Genomic DNA, 24,166 nt, shown 5'->3' on the forward strand with positions numbered 1-24,166 from the left:
TAATCCCAATGCGGCGGGGCTGTGCGCCGTCCGGTGCGGGCTTGAAAGCCTTTATGATCTAGCCTGGAACGACGTGCAAGAGGGATAGGGCGTGGCGGAACTCACTCCGGGACTGATGCTGGTTCACGGCAATCGGGCGGAACAACTGCGCGAGGTGCTGGTCGCGTGGCTGCGCCATTCGCCGCTGGATCCCCTGGAAAACGAGTACCTGCTGGTGCACAGCAATGGCATCGCGCAGTGGCTGCGGCTGGCCCTGGCCGAGCGCGACTCGGGCTGCGGCATCGCGGCTGCGCTGGATTTTTTGCTGCCGTCGCGCTTCATGTGGCAGGCGTACCGCGCCGTGTTGGGCGCGGGCGCCGTTCCCGAACAATCCCCGCTGGACAAGGATCCGCTGGCCTGGCGTCTGATGCGCTTGCTGCCGACGCTGGCCGATCAGCCGGGTTTCGAGCCGGTGGCGCGCTTTCTGGCTGACGACGCCGGCGTGCGCAAACGCCATCAACTGGCGCACCGGCTGGCCGACCTGTTCGACCAGTACCAGGTCTACCGGGCCGACTGGCTGGACGCCTGGGGGCGGGGACAGCTCGTCCTGCCTGATGCTTTGGGCCGCGAGCCCGAAGCCCTGTCCGAATCCCAGGCCTGGCAGGCCCGCCTGTGGCGCGCCCTGCTGGACGACCTGGGCGCAGTCGAGGGTGAACCGGTCGGACGCGCGGCCGTGCATGCGGCCTTCATGGCGCGGGTCCGGGCACCGGGCAATATCCCGCGTCCGGCCGGACTGCCGCGCCGCCTGCTGGTCTTCGGTATTTCCGCCATGCCGCGCCAGACCCTGGAGGCTTTGTCCGGCCTGTCGCGCTGGATTCAGATCCTGGTGTGCGTGAACAATCCCTGCGCTCATTATTGGGCCGACATCCTGGGCGACCGTGATCTGCTGCGGGCGCGTTTCCGGCGCCAGGCGCGCCGCCCGGGCATGCCGGAAATCCTGGACGAGCAGGCCCTGCATCAGCAGACGCATCCTTTGCTGGCGTCCTGGGGGCGCCAGGGACGCGACTTCATCGGCCTGCTCGACGACATCGACGATCCGGCGCACCGGGCGCGTTGCGGCCTGGCGTTCGAGGCCCTGCATCAGCGCATCGACGCCTTCGAGGATCTGCCCGGGAACACGCTGCTGGAGCAGTTGCAGGACGACATCCGCGATCTGCGGCCGCTGGCCGAGACGCGCGCGCGCTGGCCGGCGGTGGATCCGGCGCAGGATGACTCGCTGCGCTTTCACGTGGCCCACAGCGCCCAGCGCGAGGTCGAGATCCTGCATGACCAGTTGCTGTCGGCCTTTGCCGCCGACCCCGGCCTGCAGCCGCGCGACGTGATCGTGATGGTGCCCGACATCGAGGCCTATGCGCCCCACGTGCAGGCGGTCTTCGGCCAGTATGGTCCCAGGGACCGGCGCCACGTGCCCTACGCCCTGGCGGATCGCGGGCAGCGTCGGGCCGATCCGCTGGTCATCGTCCTGGAACAACTGTTGTCCCTGCCGCGTCTGCGCCTGGGCATCCAGGAAGTCCTGGAATGGCTGGACGTGCCGGCGCTGCGGGCGCGCTTCGGCATCGAGGCCGCCGACCTGCCGCTGCTGCAGACCTGGGCGCGGGACGCCGAAGTGCGCTGGGGGCTGCATGCCGAACATCGCAGCGCCTTTGGCCTGGAACAGTCGCCGGCGGCAGCCCACGGGCACACCTGGCGCTTTGGCCTGGACCGTATGCTGTTGGGCTATGCGTCCGGCCCTGACGCGCCGGCCTGGAGCGGGATCGAGCCCTATGGCGAAACCGGTGGCCTGCAGGCCCAGGTGCTGGGCGCGCTGGCCCGCCTGCTGGACACGCTGGATCACCACTGGCAGCTGCTGGGCCAGGATGCGACGCCCGCGCAGTGGGTCATCTCTTTGCAGGCGCTGCTCGATGCATGCTTTTTGCCGGTGACGGATGCCGACGAACACACGCTGGCGCGTTTCCGGGAAATCCTGCAGGACTGGGCGCTGCTGTGCGAAACCGCCGGGGTGGACGAGGGCCTGCCGGTGTCCATCGTCGCCGAGCACTGCCTGGGTCAGCTGGATCAAGCCGGTTTGTCGCAGCGTTTCTTTGCGGGTGCGGTGACCTTCGCCACGCTCATGCCCATGCGGGCGATTCCGTTCCGGCGCGTGTGCCTGCTGGGCATGCAGGACGGCGCGTTCCCCCGCCAGCGCGTGCCGGTCGATTTCGACCTGATGGCGCTGCACCCGCGCCCCGGCGACCGTTCCCGGCGCGAGGACGACCGCTACCTGTTCATGGAGGCGCTGCTGTCCGCGCGCGATCAGCTTTACCTGTCCTGGGTCGGGCACAGCATCCACGACAACACACCGCAGCCGCCATCGGTGCTGGTGTCCCAGTTGATGGATCACCTGGACCGGGGCTGGCAATCTGCGGATGGGGCCAAGTCCCTGTCCGCTGCCCTGAGTCTGCATCATCCGCTGCAGCCTTTCAGTCGCCGCTATTTTCCGGTGCCGGCGCACACGGGTCCCGGCGCGCTGTATACCTACGCAGCCGAATGGCGCGGCGCGCGCCAGGCAGCGGTCGACGAGCCGCAGCCGGCGCCGGCCGTGCTGGCGCCGCTGCAGCGGGATGCCGCGTTGCGGCTGGATGTCCTGCGCCAGTTTCTGAAGCATCCTGTGCGTGCCTTCTTTCAGCAGCGCCTGCAGGTGTTTTTCGAGGCACCCGCCCCGGATCTGGACGAAGGGGAACCCTACGTCCGGGACGGCCTGGGACAATGGCAACTGCGCGCCGAGCTGCTCGAAGCCCTGCGGCGGGCGCCGGATGCGGCCGAGGCCGAAGCCGTGTTCCAGGAAGGCCTGGACCGCATGCGCCGGCGCGGCACCCTGGTCGCGGGCGGCCTGGGCGAGGCGGCGGCCCAGGTCCTGCACGACAGCGTGCAGGAAGCCGTCGATCCCTATCGGCGGGCCTGCCGCGATTGGCCGCAGGCATCCGACGAGACCCTGCGGATGGAAAGCACGCTGCCGGACAGCGACGGGACGTTCGAGGATACGCTGGCCGGCTGGCGCCGGAACGGACGGGGCCAGTGGGGACGGATCGTGCTGCTCGCCAGTCATCTGGTGCGCAACAAGCGCTACCGCATCGCGCCCATGATGCCGGCCTGGCTGGATCACCTGGCCGCGCACGCGCATGGCCGGCCCCTGACGACCGTGCTCGTCAGCCCGCAAGGCTGCGTGCGCTTCGAGCCGCTGGACCCGGTCCAGGCGACGGAACAGTGGCGGACTTTATGGGCCGCCTGGCAGGACGGCCTGCGTGCCGCGCTGCCCGTGGACATCGACGCGGCGGGCACCTGGCTGCGGGCCGGTGCCGACCCGGCGCCCGACAGCGTCGCGTGGCGCGAGGCCGAGGCCAGCTACGCCCGGAAGGTGGACGACGACCTGTATCTGCGGCGCTGCTATCCCGATTTCGGCCGCTTGTGCCAGGACGGGGGTTTCTTCCATTGGGCCGAGACCCTGTACGGCGCCGCCGCACAGGCGATCCTGCCGTATCCCGTGGCGGATGGAGGGACGGAATGAACGTGTCGCCCCCCTCGATCCCCCAGATCGATCCGCTGCGCTTTCCCTTGCGCGGCAGCCACCTGATCGAAGCCAGCGCCGGGACGGGCAAGACCTGGACGATTGCCGCGCTGTACGTCCGTCTGGTGCTGGGGCATGGCGGGCAACGGCCTTGTCTGCCCACCGAGATTCTCGTCCTGACTTTTACCGAGGCCGCCGCTCAGGAATTGCGCGACCGGATTCGCGGCCGCCTGGCCGAGGCCGCCGTCTGGTTCGCCGCAGAGGACGAGCAGGAAGACCGCGCGGCCGATCCTTTTCTCATGGCGTTGCGGCAGAGCTATCCGCAGGCTGAACGGGCGGGCTGTGCCCGCACGCTGGATCTGGCCGCACAGTCCATGGACGAAGCCGCCATTTCCACCATTCACGCCTGGTGTGCCCGGGTCTTGCAGGAGCACGCCTTCGACAGCGGCAGCCTGTTCGAGCAGCGGCTGGAGCCGGACCTGGGTGCCGAGATCCGGCAGGCCGCCTGGGATTACTGGCGCGCGCACGTGGCGCCGCTGGCGTTGGAACCGCTGGCCGACGTGCTGGCCGTCTGGCCCGGGCCGGACGCCTTGCTGAGCCTGTCCGGCCTGTTGACCCGTGAATCTCTGCCCGAGGCCGCCGATGAAAGTCTGGCGGCCGTGCTGGGGCGTCATCAAGCCCTGCGTCGGGACCGCCTGGCAGTCCTCAAGGCACCCTGGGTCGAGGGGGCGGACGCGTTGGAAGACTGGTTGGTCACGCTGGGCAAGGACCTGAAAGTCCGTCCGGCCGATTTCCGCCGCTGGACGCAGGCCTTGCGGACCTGGGCGCAGGACCCCGACCAGGAGATCCTGGATCTGAAAGCCGGTTGGGACCGTTTGACGCCGCCCGGCATCCAGGAAAAGTGGCAGGGCGAGGGGCCTGCGCCCGAGCATCCCGCCAGTGCGGCATTGGACCGCCTGCGCGACGAACTGGGGACGCTGCCCGCTGCGCGCGCGCCCCTGCTGCGCCATGCCCTGGCCTGGATGGCCCGGCGCCTGCAGCAGGCCCTGTCCAGCGCCGCGCTGCTGGGCTTCGACGGCCTGCTCGGCAATCTGGATGCCGCCCTGGCAGAGCAGGCCGGCGCCCGGCTGGCGCAGACCCTGCGGCGGCAGTTTCCGGTGGTGCTGATTGACGAATTCCAGGACACCGATCCGGTGCAGTACCGGATCTTCGACCGCGTCTACCGGGTGGCCGACAACGACCCCGACACCGCGCTGGTCTTCATTGGCGATCCCAAGCAGTCCATCTACGGTTTCCGGGGTGCCGACGTGCATACCTACCTGCGCGCCAATCAGGCCTGCGCGGGGCGGGTCCAGACCCTGGGCCGCAACTACCGTTCGTCTGCGGCCATGGTTGCGGCGGTCAACCGGTGCTTTGAACTGGGTGGGCCTCGGGCCTTCCCCACCGGCGCGCAGGCCGTCAATATTCCCTTCCATCCCGTTGACGCCCAGGGCCGCCCGGAACATTGGGAGGTCCTGGGTCAGCCGGCGCCGGCACTGAGCGCCTGCTGGATCGAACCGGCGGTCGAGGGCAAGCCCCTGTCCTCGACCCTGTACGAACAAGAGGCGGCGGGGCTTTGCGCCCGGCGCGTGGCCGAAATCCTGATGCAGGGCCGTCGCGGCGAGGCGGGCCTGCGCGAGGGAGACCGCTGGACGCCGGTGCGGCCCGCCGACATCGCCATCCTGGTCAATACCCACGCCGAGGCGCGCAGCGTGCGTCAGGCGCTGGCCCGGGTCAAGGTGCGCAGCGTGTATCTGTCCGAACGGGACTCCGTCTACGAATCACCGCAGGCGGCGGAAATCGCCCTGTGGCTGGATGCCTGCGCGCATCCCGAGGACGAGCGCGCCGTGCGCGCGGCGCTGGCCACCCCGGCGCTGGGCCTGGACTGGCAGACGCTGGACCAGTTGGTGGAAGACGAGCGTGCCTGGGACGCCCGGGTCGAACGTTTCCAGCGCTACCGCCAGATCTGGCGGCAGCGCGGCGTGCTGCCCATGCTGCGCCTGTTGCTGCATGATTTCGAGGTGCCGGCCCGCCTGCTGTCCGATGGCTACGAGGGTGAGCGGCGCCTGACCGATTTCCTGCATCTGGCCGAATTGCTGCAGCAGGCCGCCGCCCATCTGGACGGCGAACAGGCCGTGCTGCGCTATCTGCACCGGCAGTCCCAGGGCCCGCAGGGCGAGGACGGACGCCGTTTGCGTCTGGAAAGCGACGAGGGCCTGGTGCGGGTCGTGACCGTGCATAAATCCAAGGGCCTGGAATATCCCCTGGTCTTCCTGCCCTTCGTCTGCAAGGCGCGGCCGGTCGAAGCGGGGCGGGGTCCGTATCTGCTGCCTGGCGAGACGGATCGGGCCTGGATCATGGAGGCCGAGGGCGATCAACTGCAGCGGCTGGACGGCGAACGGCTGGGCGAGGACGTGCGCAAGCTGTACGTGGCGCTGACGCGCGCACGCCATGCGGTCTGGATGGCATTGGGGCCGCTGAAGGCAGGCGCGGGCAGCGGCATTGGCCACTTGCTGGGCGCAGACGTACAGGCGGGCTGGGAGGCCTTGACGCACGCCCATCCCGACCTGATGGCCTGGGACGAGGAAGCGCCGGACAGTGCGGACTTCACGCCGCTGGCCGACGAGATACCGGATGCACTGGGTGACGCCCGTTGCCTGGCCACAGCGGCCGTCGCTCAGCCCTGGTGGATTTCCAGCTATTCGGCTTTGTGCCTGGCCGACGCCGCCGCGCCGGAGACGGCCGCCGAGGACGTGCTGCGCGAAGGCCGTCAGGCCGATCCCGCGCCCCTGCGCCGGATGGCGCAGGCCTCGCCCATCCTGGCCGACTCGGGGCTCAGGGATTTTCCGCGCGGCAGCGAGGCCGGGACTTTCCTGCACGGCCTGCTGGAATGGGCGGCGCGGCGCGGCTTCCGCGATCTGGAGGATGCGCGCGACCTGATCGCCCGGCGCTGTGCCGTGCGCGGCTGGGAAGCGCACATCGATGCACTGCACGACTGGCTGCTGCGCCTGGTGTGCACTCCATGGCGGCCGGATCTGCCGGGCGATCCGGTGCTGCGTCTGGACAGCCTGCAGGCCAGCCTGCCGGAAATGGAGTTCTGGCTGCCGGCGCAGCGGGTGGACATCGGGCACCTGGACGGACTGCTGCGCCGGGGCACCTTTGGCGGTGTCGCTCGTCCGGCTTTGGCGGCGGGACGCTTGAACGGCATGTTCAAGGGCTTCATCGACCTGGTGCTGCAGGCCGACGGTCGCTATTACCTGATGGATTACAAGTCCAATGATCTGGGGCCTCGCGAGGCCGATTACGCGCCCGAGGCCCTGGCGGCGGCCATGCGCGCGTCCCGCTACGATGCGCAGATGCTGATGTACGTGCTGGCGCTGCACCGGCAGTTGCGCGCCCGGCTGGTGGATTATGACTATGCGCGTCACATGGGCGGCGCGCTGTACCTGTTCCTGCGTGGCCAGGCGGCGCCTGGTCAGGGGCTGGTGGCGCTGCGGCCCGAGCCGGCCCTCATCCAGGCGCTGGACGCGTTGTTCGACGGCGAAGGCGCGGAGGCAAACCATGACTGAGTTTCCCGACTGGCTGGCGTTCGAGTCATCCGGGGAGGACGTGCGCGATCTGGACGTGGCTTTTGGCCGTCTGCTGGCCCGCCAGGCACCGCAGGCACCTGGGCTGGCGCTGCGTCTGGCCGTCCTGTGCAGCGCCCGGCTGGCGCACGGCCACCCCTGCCTGGACCTGCATGCCCTGTGCGAATCGGATCGTACAGTGTCTGGAGGCGGTCTGGATGCGGGCGACGCAGGCCGGGCCGGAGCACCGGACTGGGCCGCAGGCGGGCTGGAGGCGTGCCTGGCGGCGCTGGCCGAGGCCGACTTCGTGGGCGACGGCGACGGCCCGCAGCCGCTGGTCCTGCACGGGCATCGCCTGTATCTGGCCCGCTATTGGCGCGCCGGGAGGCGCATCCGCGAAGACCTCGGCCGACGCCTTGCACTGGAGCCGTTGGGGGGACACGACCCGGCCCGGGTTCGCGCCTGGCTGGATGCGGTCTTCACCGCGCCCGCCGTCGAAGCGCCGGACTGGCAGAAAATCGCCTGCGCCACGGCCCTGCTGCATGGTTTTTCCATCGTCACGGGAGGGCCGGGGACGGGCAAGACCACCACGGTCGTGCGCTTGCTGGCGGTCCTGCAGGGGCTGGCTCAGGCGCGCGGCCTGGCGCGCGGCCTGCGTATCCGCCTGGCGGCGCCGACGGGCAAAGCGGCGGCGCGCCTGAATGAATCCATTGCCGGCGCCTTGGAGCGTCTGGCGACCTCGGCTGATGCCGATCTGGCTGCCGCGCTGGCACGCGTGCCGGCCGAAGTCCTGACCCTGCACCGACTGCTCGGCAGCCGGCCCGATACCCGGCGCCTGAAATTCCACGCCGGCAATCCGCTGGACCTGGACGTGCTGGTGGTGGACGAGGCCTCGATGATGGACATCGAGATGATGGATGCCGTGCTGGCCGCGCTGCCCGCGCATGCGCGTCTGGTGCTGCTGGGAGACAAGGATCAGTTGGCTTCGGTCGAGGCCGGTGCGGTGCTGGGCGAACTCTGCGAACGGGCCGAGGACGGCCATTACACCCCGGCGCAGTGCCAGCGCCTGCTGGCCTGTTGTGGCGAGACGGTCCCTGACCCGTGGCAGGACACGGCGGGTACCGCGCTGGATCAGGCCGTGGTCATGCTGCGCCATAGCCACCGTTTCCAGGCCGATAGCGGCATCGGCCGATTTGCCGTCGCCGTGAATCAGGGGGATGTCCGGGCCGTGGCCGGGCTGCTGCGCAATCCACCGGACGGCCTGAGCCTGGTGCGGGCCGGGTCGCCTGCCGCTCCTGGGGATGCCTGGCTGCGGGACAGCGGTGTCCTGGATGCCGAGGCAGGCTATCCCGCGCTGTTGCGTGCCGTGCGGGACGATCGGCCCGATCCGCAGGCGCCGCCGTCCCATTGGGACCGTTGGGCGCGCGCCGTCCTGGCACAGCAGACCCGCTTCCAGGTGCTGTGCGCGCTGCGGGACGGCCCCTGGGGCGCGCGCGGACTGAATCAGCGCATCGAGACCCATCTGCGGGCCGAGGGCTGGATGCGGGCCGAGGCCTGGACCGAACTGGCGGAGACCGCCTGGTATCCCGGCCGGCCGGTGCTGGTGCTGCGCAATCACGCCGCCCTGGGGCTGGCCAACGGCGACATCGGTGTGGCCCTGCCCGTGCCTGATCCGGAACGGGAGGGCGGCTGGATGAGCCGGGTGGCCTTTGCCGGCGCCACCCGGAACGCCGTGCGCTGGGTGTCGCCCGCACGCCTGCCGGAAGTCGAGACCGTCTACGCCCTGACCGTGCATAAGTCCCAGGGTTCGGAATTCGATCGTGTGGCGCTGGTGCTGCCCGACCGGCCATCGCCCCTGCTGACGCGGGAGCTGCTCTACACCGGCGCGACCCGTGCGCGTGCAGCCCTGGCCCTGGTGCTGCCGGGAGAGGACGCTTTGCTGGAAGAGGCCGTGCGGCATCGGACCCGACGCGCGGGGGGCATCTGGAATCCCTGAGCCGATGCCTTGCCCGGACTTATTGACCTCGAACAGGACCCTTGCGCCGAAAGCGGGCATGCCGCCGTGACACCTCGCTAAAATGAGGCGTGACGGGGGACGGTGCCATGATCGCGCAGAAATGCCCCCGATAGACGGATGGAGACTCGCGTGACTTCGATATATGATCAGGACCTGCCGCGGAACCCGGCCAATTCCGCACCGCTGACGCCTCTGTTGCACCTGGAGCGGGCCGCCGAGGTCTATCCCGATCGGACCGCGGTCGTGCACGGACAGGGTGACGCCGTCATCCGTCATACCTGGGCCGAACTGGACCGGCGCTGCCGCCGCCTGGCCAGTGCTCTGGTCATGCACGGCATCGGCCGGGGGGACACGGTGGCGGTGATGCTGCCCAACGTGCCCGCCATGGTCGAGGCGCATTTCGGCATCCCCATGAGCGGGGCCGTCCTCAATACCCTGAACACCCGGCTGGACCCCGCCACCATCGCCTTCATGCTGGATCACGGCGAGGCGCGCGTCCTCCTGGTCGATCGGGAATTCTCCCGCGTCGTGGCTCAGGCGCTGGCGCTGCGCACGCGCACCGAACCCATTCTGGTGGTGGACGTCGATGATCCCCTGTACGACGGCCCGGGCGAGGCCGTCGGCACGCTGGACTACGAAGCGATGCTGGCTTCGGGGGACCCGGCGTTCGCCTGGCGCATGCCGGATGACGAATGGGATGCGATTGCCCTGAACTACACCAGCGGTACCACCGGCAACCCCAAGGGCGTGGTCTACCACCACCGGGGCGCGGCCATCAACGCCGTGTCCAATATCCTTGAATGGGACATGCCCAAGCACGCGGTCTACCTGTGGACCTTGCCCATGTTCCACTGCAACGGCTGGTGCTTCCCCTGGACCGTGGCGGCGCGGGCCGGGGTCAATGTCTGCCTGCGGCGGGTCGATGCGGCGACCATGGTCGCGCTGATGCGCGAGCACGGCGTCACCCATTATTGTGGCGCGCCCATTGTCCAGAGCATGCTGGTCAATGCGCCGCAGGCCCTGCGCGACACCATCCCGTCCGGTATCCGGGCCATGGTGGCGGGGGCTGCGCCCCCGGCCTCGATGATCGAGGGCATGGAGGCCCTGGGCATCGATCTGACGCACGTCTACGGCCTGACCGAGGTCTACGGGCCGGCGACCGTGTGTGCCAAGGATTCCGCCTGGGATGATCTGGACATCGGCAAGCGGGCCGAACTCAACGCCCGCCAGGGAGTGCGCTACCACCTGCAAAAGGCGGCGACGGTGCTGGACCCGGTGACGTTGCAACCGGTGCCGACCGATGGCGAAACCATGGGCGAGATCATGTTCCAGGGCAATATCTGCATGAAGGGCTACCTGAAGAATCCGCAGGCCACGCAGGCGGCCTTCGCGGGCGGCTGGTTCCACAGCGGCGACCTGGCGGTGATCTACCCGGACGGCTACATCAAGATCAAGGACCGCAGCAAGGACATCATCATCTCCGGCGGGGAAAACATCTCTTCGATCGAGGTCGAGGACGTGCTCTACCGCCATCCCGCCGTGCTGGCGGCCGCCGTGGTTGCGCAGCCCGACGAGCGCTGGGGCGAGACCCCCTGCGCCTTCGTCGAACTCAAGCCCGACGCCCAGGTCGATGCCGAGGACATCGTGGCGCACTGCAAGGCGCATCTGGCCGGCTACAAGGTGCCGCGACACATCGTGTTCGGTGAACTGCCCAAGACTTCCACCGGCAAGATCCAGAAGTTCGAACTGCGTCAGCGGGCGACGCGCGCGGACTGAGCCGGCCCTATGTCCTCTGCGCAAGCCTCGGCAGGCCAGGGCGGCGGTGTCGCGGGGCCGGCCAGGTCGCCCGGTGCCCTGACGCGTCTGTCGCCTCATGCGCTGCTGACGCCGGCCCAGATGAGCGCTGCCGATCGCGCTGCTCCAGCGGCGGGGGTGTCCGGCACACGACTCATGGGTGCGGCGGGAGCCGCCGTGGCTCGGGCGATCCGTACGCGCTGGTCGCCCACACCCGTGTGCGTCCTGTGCGGACCGGGCAATAACGGCGGCGACGGTTTCATTGTGGCGCGGCTGCTGCAGGATGCCGGCTGGCCGGTGAGGGTGGCGCTGTGGGGTGAGCGCGCCGCTCTGCGTGGGGACGCCGCCTGGGCAGCCGACACCTGGGGCGGCCCGGTCGAACCTGCCGTGCCTGCGTGTCTGGACGGTGCCGGCCTGATCGTCGATGCCTTGCTGGGCGCGGGTCTGGGCCGGGCGCCGGCCGGCGTGTTGGAAACGCTGATCCAGGCCGTCAATACGGCTGCCGCACCGGTCTGCTCGATCGACGTGCCGACGGGCCTGGACGGTGCCAGCGGCCGCTGTCCAGGGGCCGCCGTCCAGGCCGTGCTGACGGTCACCTTCTGCCGCCGCAAGCCCGGGCACCTGCTGCTGCCGGGGCGTGCGCTGTGTGGCGCGTTGATCTGTGCCGACATCGGCATGCCCGAGGCGGCGCTGGCATCCCTCGTCCCCGAGGCCCAGGCCAACCATCCCGATCTCTGGTCGGGTGCTTTTCCCTGGCCGCGCACCGACGGCCACAAATACCGTCGGGGCCATGCGCTGGTCGTGGGGGGTGAACGGATGCTGGGTGCCAGCCGGCTGGCCTGCCAGGCGACGGCGCGCATCGGTGCCGGCCTGGTGACGCTGGCGGTGCCGCCCGCCGCCTGGGCGATTCAGGCAGGAGCCCTGACCTCGGTCATGGTCGAGGCCCTGCCGCCGGACGGTGCGCTGGATCAGGTGCTGGCGGACCCGCGCCGCAATGCGCTGTTGATTGGCCCGGGACTGGGGCGTGCGCCTCAGGGGCGGCGCCAGGTCCTGGACTTGCTGGCGACCGGGCGCCCCTGCGTGTTGGACGCCGACGCGCTCAGCGTCTTTGCCGGCCAGCCGCAGGCCTTGTTCGACGCCTTGCACGGGCTCTGTGTGCTGACGCCGCATGAAGGTGAATTCGCGCGCCTGTTCGATCCCGTGCCGGGCGCGGGAGATGAGGCGGCGTCAAGGGCAGGGGGCGGCGCCGCGCCGGAAGCCGGAGGCGATAAACTGCAAAGTACGCGGGCTGCGGCCCGGCGTTGTGGCGCGGTCGTGGTGCGCAAGGGGGCCGACACCGTGATCGCCGCGCCCGATGGCCGCTGCGTCATCAACGACAATGCGCCGCCGACCCTGGCCACGGCCGGGACGGGGGACGTACTGGCGGGCTGTGTCGCCGGTCTGCTGGCGGCCGGCATGCCGGTCTTCGAGGCGGCCTGCGCCGCTGTCTGGCTGCATGGTCTGGCCGCCGATCGGCTGGGCTGGGGCTTGCTGGCCGAGGACCTGCCGGGCGCCTTGCCCGGGGCGCTGGCCGTTTTGGCGGATGGATATAGGACACTCGACGGGATGCATCTATGGCCGATGTGATTGCACTGGTCTTCGATTTCGACGACACCCTGGCGCCGGACAGCACCTCGGGCTTTCTTCAGGATATCGGCGTGGACGTGCCGGCCTTCTGGCACGAGCAGGTCGGTCCGCTGCTGGAGCGCGAAGACTGGGATCCGGTCCCGGCGTATCTGTACCAGATGCTGGCCTTGTCCCGTGCGGGACGCCACGGCCCCATCACCCGTGACCGTCTGTGCGACTGGGGGCGCCGGCTGCCCCTGCACGACGGCGTGACGACGCTGTTCGATCGTTTGCGTACACGCTTGCATCAAGCCCATCCGACGGTGCAACTGGAGTTCTACCTGATTTCCAGCGGCATCGGCGATGTGCTGCGCGCCACGCCCATCGCGGATGCCTTTTCCGATATCTGGGCGTCCGAATTCCATTACGGCGCCGACGGTGCCATCGAGTTTCCGCGTCGCGTGGTCAGCTTTACCGACAAGACCCGCTACCTGTTCCACATCCAGAAGGGCATCATCGGCCCGGGATCGCGCAACAAGCCGTTCGAGGTCAACCGCAAGGTCGATGCCGACAAGCTGCGCGTGCCCTTTGAACAGATGGTCTTCGTCGGCGACGGCTATACCGACATTCCCTGCTTTTCCCTGATCCGCCGCTCGGGCGGCGTGGCCTTCGGCGTCTGGGACCCGCGCCACAAAGAAAAACGCAGCCGGGCCTGGGGTTTCATCGAGGACGGCCGAGTGTCCAACCTGAACCATGCCCGCTTCGGCGAGGATGCCGAGCTGTATCAACTGCTGGAGGCCGCCGTCGAAAGCCTGGCCTCGAAGATCGTGCTGCGTACGCGGATGTATCGTGGCTGAGCCGCTGAACGACGACGGCGCCATGGCGCTGGCGCTCGATCTGGCCCGCCAGGCGGCGACACTGGGCGAAGTCCCCGTGGGCGCCGTGGTGCTGGACGCCGAAGGCCGCCTGCTGGCGACTGGCCACAACCGCACCATTCTGGACCGCGACCCCACGGCGCACGCCGAGGTCGTGGCCCTGCGCGCCGCCGCCCGCAGCCTGGACAACTACCGCCTGAGCGGCGCGCGCCTGTATGTCACGCTGGAGCCTTGCACCATGTGCCTGGGCGCCATGTTCCACGCCCGCCTGGCAGAGATCGTCTACGGCGCCCCCGATCCCAAGACGGGTGCGTGTGGCGGTGTGATCGACTTGTCCGATCAGCCGCGCCTGAACCATCACGCCCAGGTACGGGGCGGGGTCCGGGCGCAGGACTGCGGCGATCTGCTGCGTGAATTCTTCCGCGCCCGGCGCAAAGCCGCCCGCGCGACTCCTTCTTCTCCTTCCCTGGACAATCCTGACATGCCTAAACAGAAACCCGCGCCCGCTCAGACTTCGTCCCGCCCGGCCACCGTCGGCGAACACACGCACCTGGTCTGCGGCGATCCCGATTGCGGCGAGCATCACGTGCACGAGCAGCCTTCGGGCATCTACCTGATCTCGCCCTCCGGTGCCGTGGCCGATCCCGCCAAACTGGATCTGGCCATGGAGCGGCTGCGCGCCATGGGTTTTCGCGTCGCCGCCGACCGCACGGCCCTGGCCGTGCACGAACGCTTCGCCGGCACCGACAAGCAGCGTCTGGCGTCCATCCAGCGCGCCCTGAAGCAGAAACATCCGGTCGTCATGGCGACCCGGGGCGGCTACGGCCTGAGCCGCCTGCTGCCACACATCGACTGGCAGGCGGTGGCCGACAGCGGCAAGACCTTCATCGGCCAGAGCGATTTCACCGCCTTCAGCCTTGCCTTGCTGGCGCGCACCGGCGCGGTCAGCCTGGCCGGTCCGACGGCGACCTTCGACTTCGGCGGCAAGAAGGTGGACGACCTGACCCAGGCCCTGTTCCAGGAGACCCTGTCCGGCGAGCTGGAAATCCTCAGCTTCGAATCCCCGGGCGCCGATCCGGTGGATGCGCGCGGCATCCTGTGGGGCGGCAATCTGGCCATGGTGGCTTCGCTGGTCGGCACGCCCTACCTGCCGGACATCCAGGGCGGCATCCTGTTCCTGGAAGACATCGCCGAACACCCCTATCGCATCGAGCGCATGCTGACTCAGTTGTGGCATGCCGGCGTGCTGGAAAAGCAGCACGCCATCGTGCTGGGTCAGTTCACCGACTATCGTCTCGCGCCGCACGACCAGGGCTACGACATGGATTCCGTGGTGCGCTGGCTGCGCCAGACCGTGCACGTGCCCGTGGTCACGGGCCTGCCCTATGGTCACGTCAAGGTCAAAGCCACCCTGCCGGTGGGTGCCCGCGTGGGCATCGCCACCGAGGACGGCATGGCGCATCTGGTGCTGCAGGAGCACACACACTGATCGAGGTCCGGCCTTTCAGGCCGATGGCGCGGCACGGAAGCGATGTGACTTTGGCCCACCTGTTAAACTAATGGGTTGTTTTGACTCCCTTTTTTTCGCCACCACCGTGATCTCCACCAATAACCTCACCATCCAGTTCGGCGCCAAACCCCTGTTCGAGAACGTCAGCGCCAAGTTCGGCGACGGCAACCGCTATGGCCTGATCGGCGCCAACGGCTCGGGCAAATCCACGTTGATGAAGATCATCGGTGGCGACCTGGAGCCGTCCGCCGGCAATGTGGCGCTGGACCCCGGTGTGCGCCTGGGCAAGCTGCGCCAGGACCAGTTCGCCTTCGAGGACGTGCGCGTGCTGGACGTGGTCATGATGGGGCACGTGGAAATGTGGCAGGCCATGGCCGACCGGGATGCCATCTACGCCGACCCCGAGGCGACCGAAGACGACTACATGCGCGCCGCCGAACTGGAAGGCAAGTTCGCGGAATACGACGGCTACACGGCCGAGGCCCGTGCCGGCGAGCTGCTGCTGGGCCTGGAAATCCCCGTCGAGCAGCACCAACTGCCGATGCGCGAGATTGCCCCGGGCTGGAAACTGCGCGTGCTGCTGGCGCAGGCGCTGTTCTCCAACCCCGACGTGCTGCTGCTGGACGAGCCCACCAACAACCTGGACATCAACACCATCCGCTGGTTGGAAAACGTGCTGAACGGCTACGACAGCACGATGATCATCATCAGCCACGACCGCCACTTCCTGAACCAGGTCTGCACCCACATGGCCGACCTGGACTACGGCGAACTGCGCGTCTATCCGGGCAACTACGACGAATACATGCTGGCTTCCACCCAGGCGCGCGAGCGTCAGGTGGCGGCCAATGCGCGGGCCAAGGATCGTGTCATCGAATTGCAGGACTTCGTGCGCCGTTTCGCCGCCAACAAGTCCAAGTCGCGTCAGGCCACGTCGCGCCTGAAGCAGATCGACCGCATCAAGTCCGAGACCGTCCAGGTCAAGCCGTCCTCGCGCCAGAATCCCTACATCCGCTTCGAGGTCAACAAGGTCCTGCACCGCCAGGCCGCGCATATCGAAGAACTGTCCAAGGCCTATGACCGGCCCATCATCAAAGGCCTGACCACCATGATCGAGGCCGGCCAGAAGGTCGCCATCATCGGTGCCAACGGGGTGGGCAAGACCACGCTGCTGCGCCTGCTGGCGGGCAATCTGGCGCCCGATGAAGGCCAGGTGCGCTGGTCGGAAAACGCCGACGTGGGCTATATGGCCCAGGACGTGTCCGACCAGTTCGATTCCGACCGCGATCTGTTCGACTGGATGACGGACTTCCGCCAGCCGGGCGACGAGGACCAGTCGATCCGCTCCGTGTTGGGCCGGCTGCTGTTCTCGGGCGACGAGATCACCAAGGCCGTGCGGGTGTTGTCCGGGGGCGAAAAGAACCGCATGAGCTTCGGCCGCCTGATGCTGGGGCGCCACAACGTCATGCTGATGGACGAGCCCACCAACCACCTGGACATGGAATCCATCGAGTCCCTGCAGTACGCACTGGAACAGTACCAGGGCACCCTGGTGTTCGTGTCGCACGACCGCCAGTTCGTGTCGGGCGTGGCGACGCGGGTGATCGAGATCCTGCCCGACGGCGGCCTGAACGACTATCCGGGCACCTACGAGGAATACCTGGCGTCCCAGGGCATCGAGGCCTGAACTATGGCGGGGCGGGCATGCCGCACACCCTGACCGCCGCCGTTCGGCACGAGGCCGACGTCCGCAAGAGCCGATTTCTGGCTCTGGCGGCGCCCATCGAATCACCCGAGGCCGCGCAGGCCTTTCTGGATGCGTCCCGCGATCTCCAGGCAACCCACAACTGCTGGGCCTGGCGCTTCGGGGCGCAGTATCGTTTCAGCGATGACGGCGAGCCCGGCGGCACGGCGGGCCGGCCGATTTTGCAGGCTATCGAATCCCAGGGCTACGACCGCGTGGCGGTGCTGGTGATCCGCTGGTTCGGTGGCATCAAGCTGGGCACGGGCGGCCTGGCGCGGGCCTATGGCGGCACGGCCGCCGAGTGCCTGCGGCTGGCGGATCGGGTGGAATTGCGCGAGGAATGCCGGGTGTCGTGTGCCTGTCCCTATGCGGACATGGAACGCGTGCAGGCGCGTCTGCTGGCGGCCGGCGCGCGCATCGAGCACGCGGAATTCGGCGGACAGGGCGTCCTCTGGCGCCTGGTCGTGGCGCGTGCCGACGTGGTGGCGCTGGAGGCCCTTTACACGGATCAGACCCGGGGACAGGGCGATTGGTGCGTCCTGGAGTCCGGCGACGGTCCGGCAGCGCCGGACGCGGTTTCTTGAGCAGTCCTCAGATCGCGCCGGGGCGCTGACGATCCCGCTGATCCTTGATTGCGACCCGCAGGGCGATCAGGACGACGAGCTCGATGACGCCGAGGCCGGCCAGCATCGCGGTCGGCCATGAGGACATGTTCAGGACCCAGAAGATGACGGCCGTGATCATGGCGATCCCGACGGCTGTGCCGATGCGCTGACCCGTCTGCATGATGGCCCCCGAACTGCCCGCATAATCCAGCGGCACGTCCATCAGCGTCAGCGCCTGATTGGGGCTGATGACCAGGCCCTGGGCCAGGCCGATGAACGAAAGCGTCAGCAACAGCCACCAGGCGCTGGCCAGGCCGTGCGCCTGCAGCAGGATCACCATGCCGCTCGTGAGCAGTCCGGCCAGGGCCAGCAGCAGTCCGACGATGACGATCCGGCGGCCGTACGTCATCACCCGGCGGCCGGCCCAGTCGGAGGCCCAGGACGACAGCAGGGCGGCGGGAATGCCGAACAGGCTGGACAGCAGGGCCGACATGCCCAGGCCTTCCTGGGCGTACAAGGCGACCAGTACCCAGATGCTGGTCATCCCCAGAAAATACAGCGCCATGATCAGCACGCCGTTGCTGAAGCTGGTGGTGGAAAAGATCCGCAGATCGACCATGGGGCTGAGCCCACGGCGCATCGTGCGGCGCTCCCAGCCGATCCAGGCCGCCGTCAGGCCCAGGCTGAGCGGCAACAGCAGCCAGGTCAGGGGCGCCGTACGGGATTCGACGAACGGATACAGGAAGGACAGGACTGCCAGGCCCAGCAGCAGGGAGCCGAAGGGGTCCAGGGAGCGCCAGCCCAGGCGGTCAGCCGCCTCGGCGTCGGCCTGATCCACCGCGCCGCTCTTGCCGGCCGGGGCATGTGAGCCGGGCCGCCGGATCAGCGGTCGGGGGAACCACCGCAGACCCAGGATGATGACGGCGATTCCGATCGGGACATTGACCAGAAAAGTCAGCCGCCAGCCGATCTCCAGGCCGCCCAGTTCGATCAGCAGTCCGCCGAGCACCGGGCCGATGGCCACGGAAAACCCCACCATGGTGCCGAAGTAGCCGAAGGCGCGGCCGCGCTCCGCGCCTCGGAAATAATGCTGGATCATGCCCAGGCCCTGCGGATTGAGCAGGCCCGATCCCACACCTTGCGCGAAACGCGCGCCGTTGAGCCAGGCCGCGTCCGGCGCCAGCCCCGCCGCCACAGAGGCGAGCGTGAACAGGGCCACGCCGATCAGGAACAGGCCGCCGCGCCCCATCAGGTCGCCCGCGCGGCCGGCCGCCACCAGTACGACTCCGAAGGTCAGCGCATAGCCGGACAGCACCCACTGCATGTCGGATTGCGTGGCGTCGAGCGCGGTGTGGATGGAGGGCAGGGCGACGTTGACGATGCTGACCCCGATCAGGGACATGAAGATCGTGGTCAGCAGGACGGCCAGAATGCGCCATCGGCCGGGGTCCGGCCGATGGGATTGTGAGACGGGATGCGAGGAAAGCGAAGTCAATGCGTCGTGGACGAGGCTTTTTCCTGCGCGGCGATTTCCGCATGGACCTGGGCCATGTCCACGGCCTTCACCTGGGTCAGAAGCTCTTCGAGCTGCGAGGCGGACAGCGCACCGGCCTGTTGGAACAGCAGCACGTTCTCGCGGAAGACCATCAGGGTCGGAATGGAGCGGATGCGCAGCGCGGCCGCGAGTTCCTGTTGCTCTTCGGTGTTGATCTTGGCGAAGGTGACGTCCGGGTGCTTTTCAGCAGCGGCCTCAAAGGTCGGGCCGAACTGACGGCAGGGACCACACCAGGGCGCCCAGAAATCGATGATCAGGGGTTGATCGGCCTGCGTGGCGGCCTGAAAGGTGTCTTGAGTGAGTTCGATGACGCTCATGGGGTCTCCGGGGGGCGGGACGGGGCGGCAGGATGCCGCCCGGGATGCTCTGTAGATTGGGACGATGAGCGTGATTGCAAGGATTACGCTGGGAACAGCGCGTACTTGATCACGAACAGCGCGGCGACCAGCAGGGTGGCCGGGTGGATGTCGCGGAAGCGTCCGGACAGGGTCTTGATCGCCACGTAGCTGATGAAACCGAAGGCCAGGCCGTTGGCGATGGAGTAGGTCAGCGGCATGGAGATGGCGGCGATGGCGGCAGGCACCGATTCCGTGATGTCGTCCCAGTCCACGTCCACCAGTTCGCGCAGCATCAGGCAGGCCACGTACAGCAGGGCCGGTGCCGTGGCGTAGGCAGGCACGATGGCGGCCAGCGGCGACAGGAACAGGGCCAGCAGAAACAGTACGGCAATGACCAGGGCCGTCAGGCCGGTGCGGCCGCCCGCTTGCACGCCCGAGGCGCTTTCGACGTAGGCGGTGGTGCTGCTGGTGCCCAGCATCGAGCCGGCCACGATGGCGGAGCTATCGGACAGCAGGGCGCGGCCCAGACGGCCAGGGTTGCCCGGGCGGATCAGGCCGGCGCGGGTGGCCACGCCGATCATGGTGCCGGTGGCGTCGAACACTTCGACCAGCACGAACACCAGGATCACATGGAAGAAGCCGGTGTTCAGCGCCCCCATGATGTCCAGCTTGAAGAAGGTGGGGTCCAGGCTGGGCGGTGCCGAGAAGATGCCCTGGAACTGGGTGTGGCCGGTCACGATCGACAGGATGGTGATGGCCAGGATGCCGATCAGGATGGCGCCTCGGACTTTGAGCGCGCCCAGGGCGGCGATGATGAAAAAGCCCAGGATGGCGAACAGGGTGGGGGCGTGGGTCAGATCACCCAGGCCGACCTTGGTGGCCGGGTTGGCGACCACGATGCCTGCCGAACCCAGGGCGATGATGCCCAGGAACAGCCCGATACCCGCCGCGATGGCGGATCGCAGCGAGGGTGGAATGCCTGCCACCAGCCACTCGCGGGCGCCGGTCACCGTCAGGATCACGAACACCACGCCGGAGATGAAGACCGCGCCCAGCGCTTGCTGCCAGGTGTAGCCCATCTGTGCCACCACCGTGAAGGCGAAGAAGGCGTTCAGGCCCATGCCCGGGGCCATGCCGATGGGCCAGTTGGCCAGGAGGGCCATGATGAGCGAGCCCAGGGCGGCGGCCAGGCAGGTGGCGACGAAGACCGAACCCTTGTCCATGCCGGTGCTCGACAGGATGTCCGGATTGACGAAGATGATGTAGGACATCGTCAGGAAGGTGGTCAGGCCCGCCAGCACTTCCGTGCGGACCGAGGTGTCGTGTTCCTTGAGCTTGAAGAACTGTTCCAGCATGGCGTCTCCTCTCGGGTGAATGTCGGTATCCACCGCATGTGATTTTTGCCGCCAGACCGCGTCAGGAGCAAGCCGAAGACGCGGTGTGGGGCTTATTTTTCGACCTCGACATTCTAAGACCCTTTCAGGGTCGGTTGTAAGAAAAATCAGCGGTAAACTGGCGCCCTATGCTGATCATTGGATTCGAGAGTTCCTGCGACGAGACCGGCGTGGCCGTGGCCTGCACCGAGCGTGGTCTGCTGGCGCATGCCCTGCACAGCCAGATCGCCATGCACCGGGATTACGGTGGCGTCGTGCCGGAACTCGCTTCACGCGACCATATCCGCCGCATCGTGCCGCTGACGCGGCAGGTGCTGAATGAGGCCGGTGTGCGGCCGGATGAACTCGACGCGGTGGCCTACACGGCCGGTCCCGGGCTGGCCGGCGCCCTGCTGGTGGGGGCGGGCTTCGCCCGGGCCTTCGCCTGGGCGCGGGACTTGCCCGCCATCCCCATTCATCACCTCGAGGGCCATCTGCTCTCGCCCCTGCTGGCTGACGAAGTGCCCGAGTTTCCCTTCGTGGCGTTGCTGGTGTCGGGCGGGCATACGCAATTGATGCGGGTCGATGGGGTGGGGCGCTACGAACTGCTGGGCGAAACTTTGGACGACGCGGCAGGCGAGGCTTTCGACAAGAGTGCCAAGCTGCTGGGCCTGGGCTATCCGGGCGGTCCGGAACTGTCGCGCCTGGCCGAGGCCGGCGACCCGCGCGCGCACGCCCTGCCGCGTCCCATGTTGCACAGCGGTGATCTGGATTTCAGTTTCAGCGGCCTGAAGACGGCGGTGCTGACCCGCATGCGGGCTTTGCAGGACGAGGGCCGTGCCACCGACCACGCGGCCCGCGCCGACCTGGCGGCCTCGACCGAAGCCGCCATCGTCGACGTGCTGGCGGCCAAATCCTTGCAGGCGTTGCGCCGTACGGGACTCAAGACGCTGGTGGTGGCGGGGGGCGTGGGGGCCAACCGGCACCTGCGCGTGCGTCTGCGAGAGGCTCTGGACGCTCTGGGTGGGCAGGTGTATTTCCCGCCGTTGCATCTGTGTACCGACAATGGCGCGATGATCGCCTGGGCGGCCGTACTGCGGCTGCGTGCCGGTCTGGTCGATCTGCCGTCGCTGCGCGGCGACGCGGCTTTCGAGGTGCGGCCCCGCTGGGACTTGCGGGACGTCTGCGTCGCCTGAGGCATTTCGGGGATGGGGGCCGTACGGGCCGCCCGACCCGGGCTATTTCTTCTTCGAGCCGATCCGGCTTTCCTTGCCCGCCAGCAGGCGGGCGATGTTTTCTTTGTGGCGCGCCAGCAGCAGGACGCTGATGATCACGATGACGGAAATGGTCAGCGCGTCCGCGCGCCAGGCCACCTTGTCCCCCAGGATGTAATAAAAGGGCGCAAAGATGGCCGCCAGGATCGCGGCCAGGGATGAATAGCGCGTCACCAGCGCCACGATCAGCCAGGTGGCGACGGTCGCCAGGGCCAGCCAGGGTTGCAGCGCCAGCAGCACGCCCAGAGCCGTGGCCACGCCCTTGCCGCCGCGAAAGCTCAGAAACAGCGGGTACAAGTGCCCCAGAAAGGCACCCAGGCCGGCCAGGGGGATCGCGGCCTCTGGCAGCAGGCCGCGCTGCGTGGCCCAGAAGGCCAGCGCCACGGCCAGCCAGCCCTTGGCGGCGTCGCCCAGCAGGGTCAGAATGGCCGCCAGCTTGTTGCCGCCGCGCAGCACGTTGGTCGCACCGGGGTTGCCCGAACCAAAGCTGCGCGGATCCTTCAGGCCCATGGCGCGGCTGACCACGACGGCAAAGGGCACGGAGCCGATCAGGTAGCCGATGAACAGGGCGACGGCCACGCCGAGGACGGAAACGAAAGGAGTCATGTCAGAGGGGCGGCGGAGCCGCCGGCGGGAAATGATGATGGGCGCATTCTAAAGCCGGGCGGGGCGCGGGTACAATTCGCACCATCCGGTTTCAGGCAGGAACGAAGAAAATGCGCATTCTGGTGTCCAACGACGATGGCTATAACGCGGCGGGGATCGAAGCCCTGGCCGCAGCGCTGCGGCCGCTGGGCGAGGTCACGGTGGTGGCGCCTGAGACCAATTGCAGCGCAGCGTCCAACTCGCTGACGTTGCGTCGGCCCCTGTCGGTACGTCAGGCGGCCAACGGCTTTCATTTCATCAACGGCACGCCCTCGGACTGCGTCCACGTGGCGCTGACGGGCCTGCTGGGCTTCAGGCCCGATCTGCTTGTTTCGGGCATCAACAACGGCGCCAATATGGGTGACGATACCCTGTATTCGGGCACGGTGGCCGCCGCGATGGAGGGCTACCTGTTCGGTGTGCCATCCATGGCCTTTTCACTGGTGGACCGGGAATGGCGCAATCTGGACTGCGCTGCCCGGGTGGCGCACGAACTGGTGGCGCGGTTCCGCGACCAGCCCTGGACCGAACCGATGCTGCTCAACGTCAATATCCCGGCGGTGCCTTACCGCGATCTGGCGGGTTTTCGCACCACCCGGCTGGGACGCCGCCATCCGGCCGAACCTGTCATCCGCAGCACCACGCCCTACGGCGAAACCGTATACTGGATCGGCCCGGTGGGACGGGCGCTGGACGGCGGCCCCGAGACGGATTTCGGTGCCCTCGAGGCGCATGCCGTCTCGATGACGCCTTTGCGCGTCGACCTCACCGATCACGCGCGGACCGACGTGGTCGCGCGCTGGATGGAAAACCGATGAACAAACGGCGTCATCCGCTGGACAAGCCGGCCCGCAGCACGCGCACCGCCCCGACGGGCTCTGCGCTGGGGCCCGGCTATTCGGCGGCCAACAGCAATACGCGCATCCACGGACCGCGCCCCTTCACGTTGCCGCAATCTCCGATCCGGACGCCCGACGCGCCGGCCGTCAATCTGGGCCTGAATTCGGACCGCTTGCGCCTGCAGATGGTGCACCGCCTGCGCGAGCAGGGCATCACGGACGAGCGGGTGCTGTCGGCCATGCAGGCGGTGCCGCGCCACTTGTTCGTGGATCAGGGCCTGGCCAGCCGGGCCTACGAGGATGCCGCCCTGCCGATCGGCTATGGCCAGACGATTTCTCAGCCCTGGGTGGTGGCGCACATGCTGGCCGTCATGAGCGATGGCCGTACGCTTGCACGGGTCCTGGAGATCGGCGCGGGCTGCGGTTATCAGGCCGCCGTGCTGGCCCAGTTCGTACCCGAGGTCTACGCCATCGAACGGGTGCGCGGCCTGTACGACCAGGCCCGTCTGAACCTGGCGCAAGGGCGTGCCCGGGGTCGGGTTCGACTGAGTTTCGGCGATGGCATGCAGGGTCTGGAACACCGTGCACCCTTCGATGGCATTGTCGTGGCCGCTGCGGGGGTTAAAATCCCGGAAGCTTTGCTGCATCAACTGGCCGTGGGTGCGCGTCTGATCGCCCCCGAGGGCACGGCGCACCAAAGGCTGATTCTGATCGAGCGGACCGGTCCGTCGTCCTGGCACCGGCTCGAACTCGATGATGTCCGATTCGTACCGCTGCGTCCCGGCACGCAGACTTAAGTCAGTA

At 68.3% G+C, this 24,166-nt stretch carries 16 protein-coding genes and 1 pseudogene; 13 read left to right on the forward strand and 4 right to left on the reverse strand.

Annotated features, from left to right (window positions below):
• The first annotated feature begins 91 nt into the window (after positions 1-91).
• From recC to WA983_RS07275, 10 genes and pseudogenes are all read left to right on the forward strand, one after another.
• Positions 92-3,583, forward strand: coding sequence for an exodeoxyribonuclease V subunit gamma (gene recC, locus WA983_RS07230; protein WP_424311807.1), 3,492 nt, complete (start codon positions 92-94; stop codon positions 3,581-3,583).
• Entirely contained in the window at positions 3,580-7,191 is a 3,612-nt protein-coding gene (gene recB / locus WA983_RS07235; protein ID WP_424248201.1) for an exodeoxyribonuclease V subunit beta, read from the forward strand. Before recC ends, recB begins: the two co-directional genes overlap by 4 nt.
• Positions 7,184-9,184: an exodeoxyribonuclease V subunit alpha gene (gene recD / locus WA983_RS07240; protein WP_424248199.1), complete on the forward strand. Its 2,001-nt coding sequence runs from the start codon at positions 7,184-7,186 to the stop codon at positions 9,182-9,184. Before recB ends, recD begins: the two co-directional genes overlap by 8 nt.
• Positions 9,185-9,334: 150 nt before the next feature.
• The gene (locus WA983_RS07245; RefSeq protein WP_424248197.1) at positions 9,335-10,981 is read left to right on the forward strand and encodes an acyl-CoA synthetase; all 1,647 of its coding nucleotides are present in this window, start codon (positions 9,335-9,337) and stop codon (positions 10,979-10,981) included.
• A gap of 9 nt (positions 10,982-10,990) precedes the next feature.
• Positions 10,991-12,625 (forward strand): NAD(P)H-hydrate dehydratase, encoded by a 1,635-nt coding sequence (locus tag WA983_RS07250; RefSeq protein WP_424248195.1) that lies wholly within the window; start codon positions 10,991-10,993, stop codon positions 12,623-12,625.
• Positions 12,613-13,461 (forward strand): HAD family hydrolase, encoded by an 849-nt coding sequence (locus WA983_RS07255; RefSeq protein ID WP_424248193.1) that lies wholly within the window; start codon positions 12,613-12,615, stop codon positions 13,459-13,461. The genes WA983_RS07250 and WA983_RS07255 overlap by 13 nt, the downstream gene beginning before the upstream one ends.
• Positions 13,376-13,915 (forward strand): annotated as a pseudogene (gene tadA, locus WA983_RS07260) (tRNA adenosine(34) deaminase TadA); the annotation flags it as partial. The gene WA983_RS07255 and the pseudogene tadA, both read left to right, overlap by 86 nt.
• Positions 13,916-13,960: 45 nt before the next feature.
• A complete protein-coding gene (locus WA983_RS07265) occupies positions 13,961-14,968 on the forward strand; it encodes an LD-carboxypeptidase (RefSeq protein ID WP_424248203.1) in 1,008 nt (335 codons plus the stop codon).
• A gap of 106 nt (positions 14,969-15,074) precedes the next feature.
• Positions 15,075-16,676 (forward strand): ABC-F family ATPase, encoded by a 1,602-nt coding sequence (locus WA983_RS07270; RefSeq protein ID WP_424248192.1) that lies wholly within the window; start codon positions 15,075-15,077, stop codon positions 16,674-16,676.
• Positions 16,677-16,693: 17 nt separating this feature from the next.
• A complete protein-coding gene (locus WA983_RS07275; protein ID WP_424248190.1) occupies positions 16,694-17,317 on the forward strand; it encodes an IMPACT family protein in 624 nt (207 codons plus the stop codon).
• Between the two features lie 7 nt (positions 17,318-17,324).
• Here the strand turns inward: WA983_RS07275 and WA983_RS07280 are convergent, their stop codons facing one another.
• From WA983_RS07280 to WA983_RS07290, 3 genes are all read right to left on the reverse strand, one after another.
• Positions 17,325-18,833 carry an MFS transporter gene (locus tag WA983_RS07280; protein ID WP_424311808.1) on the reverse strand — a complete coding sequence of 503 codons (1,509 nt, stop codon included), beginning with the start codon at positions 18,831-18,833 and terminating at the stop codon, positions 17,325-17,327.
• The gene (trxA, locus tag WA983_RS07285; protein WP_424248186.1) at positions 18,830-19,210 is read right to left on the reverse strand and encodes a thioredoxin; all 381 of its coding nucleotides are present in this window, start codon (positions 19,208-19,210) and stop codon (positions 18,830-18,832) included. Before trxA ends, WA983_RS07280 begins: the two co-directional genes overlap by 4 nt.
• Before the next feature lie 83 nt (positions 19,211-19,293).
• Positions 19,294-20,586: an NCS2 family permease gene (locus WA983_RS07290; RefSeq protein WP_424248184.1), complete on the reverse strand. Its 1,293-nt coding sequence runs from the start codon at positions 20,584-20,586 to the stop codon at positions 19,294-19,296.
• A 167-nt stretch (positions 20,587-20,753) separates the two neighbouring features.
• Between WA983_RS07290 and tsaD the strand changes: the two genes are divergently transcribed.
• Positions 20,754-21,800 (forward strand): tRNA (adenosine(37)-N6)-threonylcarbamoyltransferase complex transferase subunit TsaD, encoded by a 1,047-nt coding sequence (gene tsaD, locus WA983_RS07295; RefSeq protein ID WP_424248183.1) that lies wholly within the window; start codon positions 20,754-20,756, stop codon positions 21,798-21,800.
• 42 nt (positions 21,801-21,842) lie between these two features.
• Here the strand turns inward: tsaD and plsY are convergent, their stop codons facing one another.
• Positions 21,843-22,484 carry a glycerol-3-phosphate 1-O-acyltransferase PlsY gene (gene plsY, locus WA983_RS07300; RefSeq protein WP_424248181.1) on the reverse strand — a complete coding sequence of 214 codons (642 nt, stop codon included), beginning with the start codon at positions 22,482-22,484 and terminating at the stop codon, positions 21,843-21,845.
• Between the two features lie 110 nt (positions 22,485-22,594).
• On the opposite strand from plsY, the gene surE reads away from it, so the two are divergent.
• Complete coding sequence (surE, locus tag WA983_RS07305) at positions 22,595-23,341, forward strand: 5'/3'-nucleotidase SurE (RefSeq protein WP_424311809.1); 747 nt, start codon at positions 22,595-22,597, stop codon at positions 23,339-23,341.
• Positions 23,338-24,159, forward strand: a complete 822-nt coding sequence (locus WA983_RS07310) for a protein-L-isoaspartate(D-aspartate) O-methyltransferase (protein ID WP_424250230.1) — start codon at positions 23,338-23,340, stop codon at positions 24,157-24,159. Before surE ends, WA983_RS07310 begins: the two co-directional genes overlap by 4 nt.
• The last annotated feature ends 7 nt before the right edge of the window (positions 24,160-24,166 follow it).

The sequence above is a fragment of the Castellaniella sp. genome (genome assembly GCF_049650445.1).
In the GTDB taxonomy this organism is placed as follows: Bacteria; Pseudomonadota; Gammaproteobacteria; order Burkholderiales; family Burkholderiaceae_B; genus Castellaniella.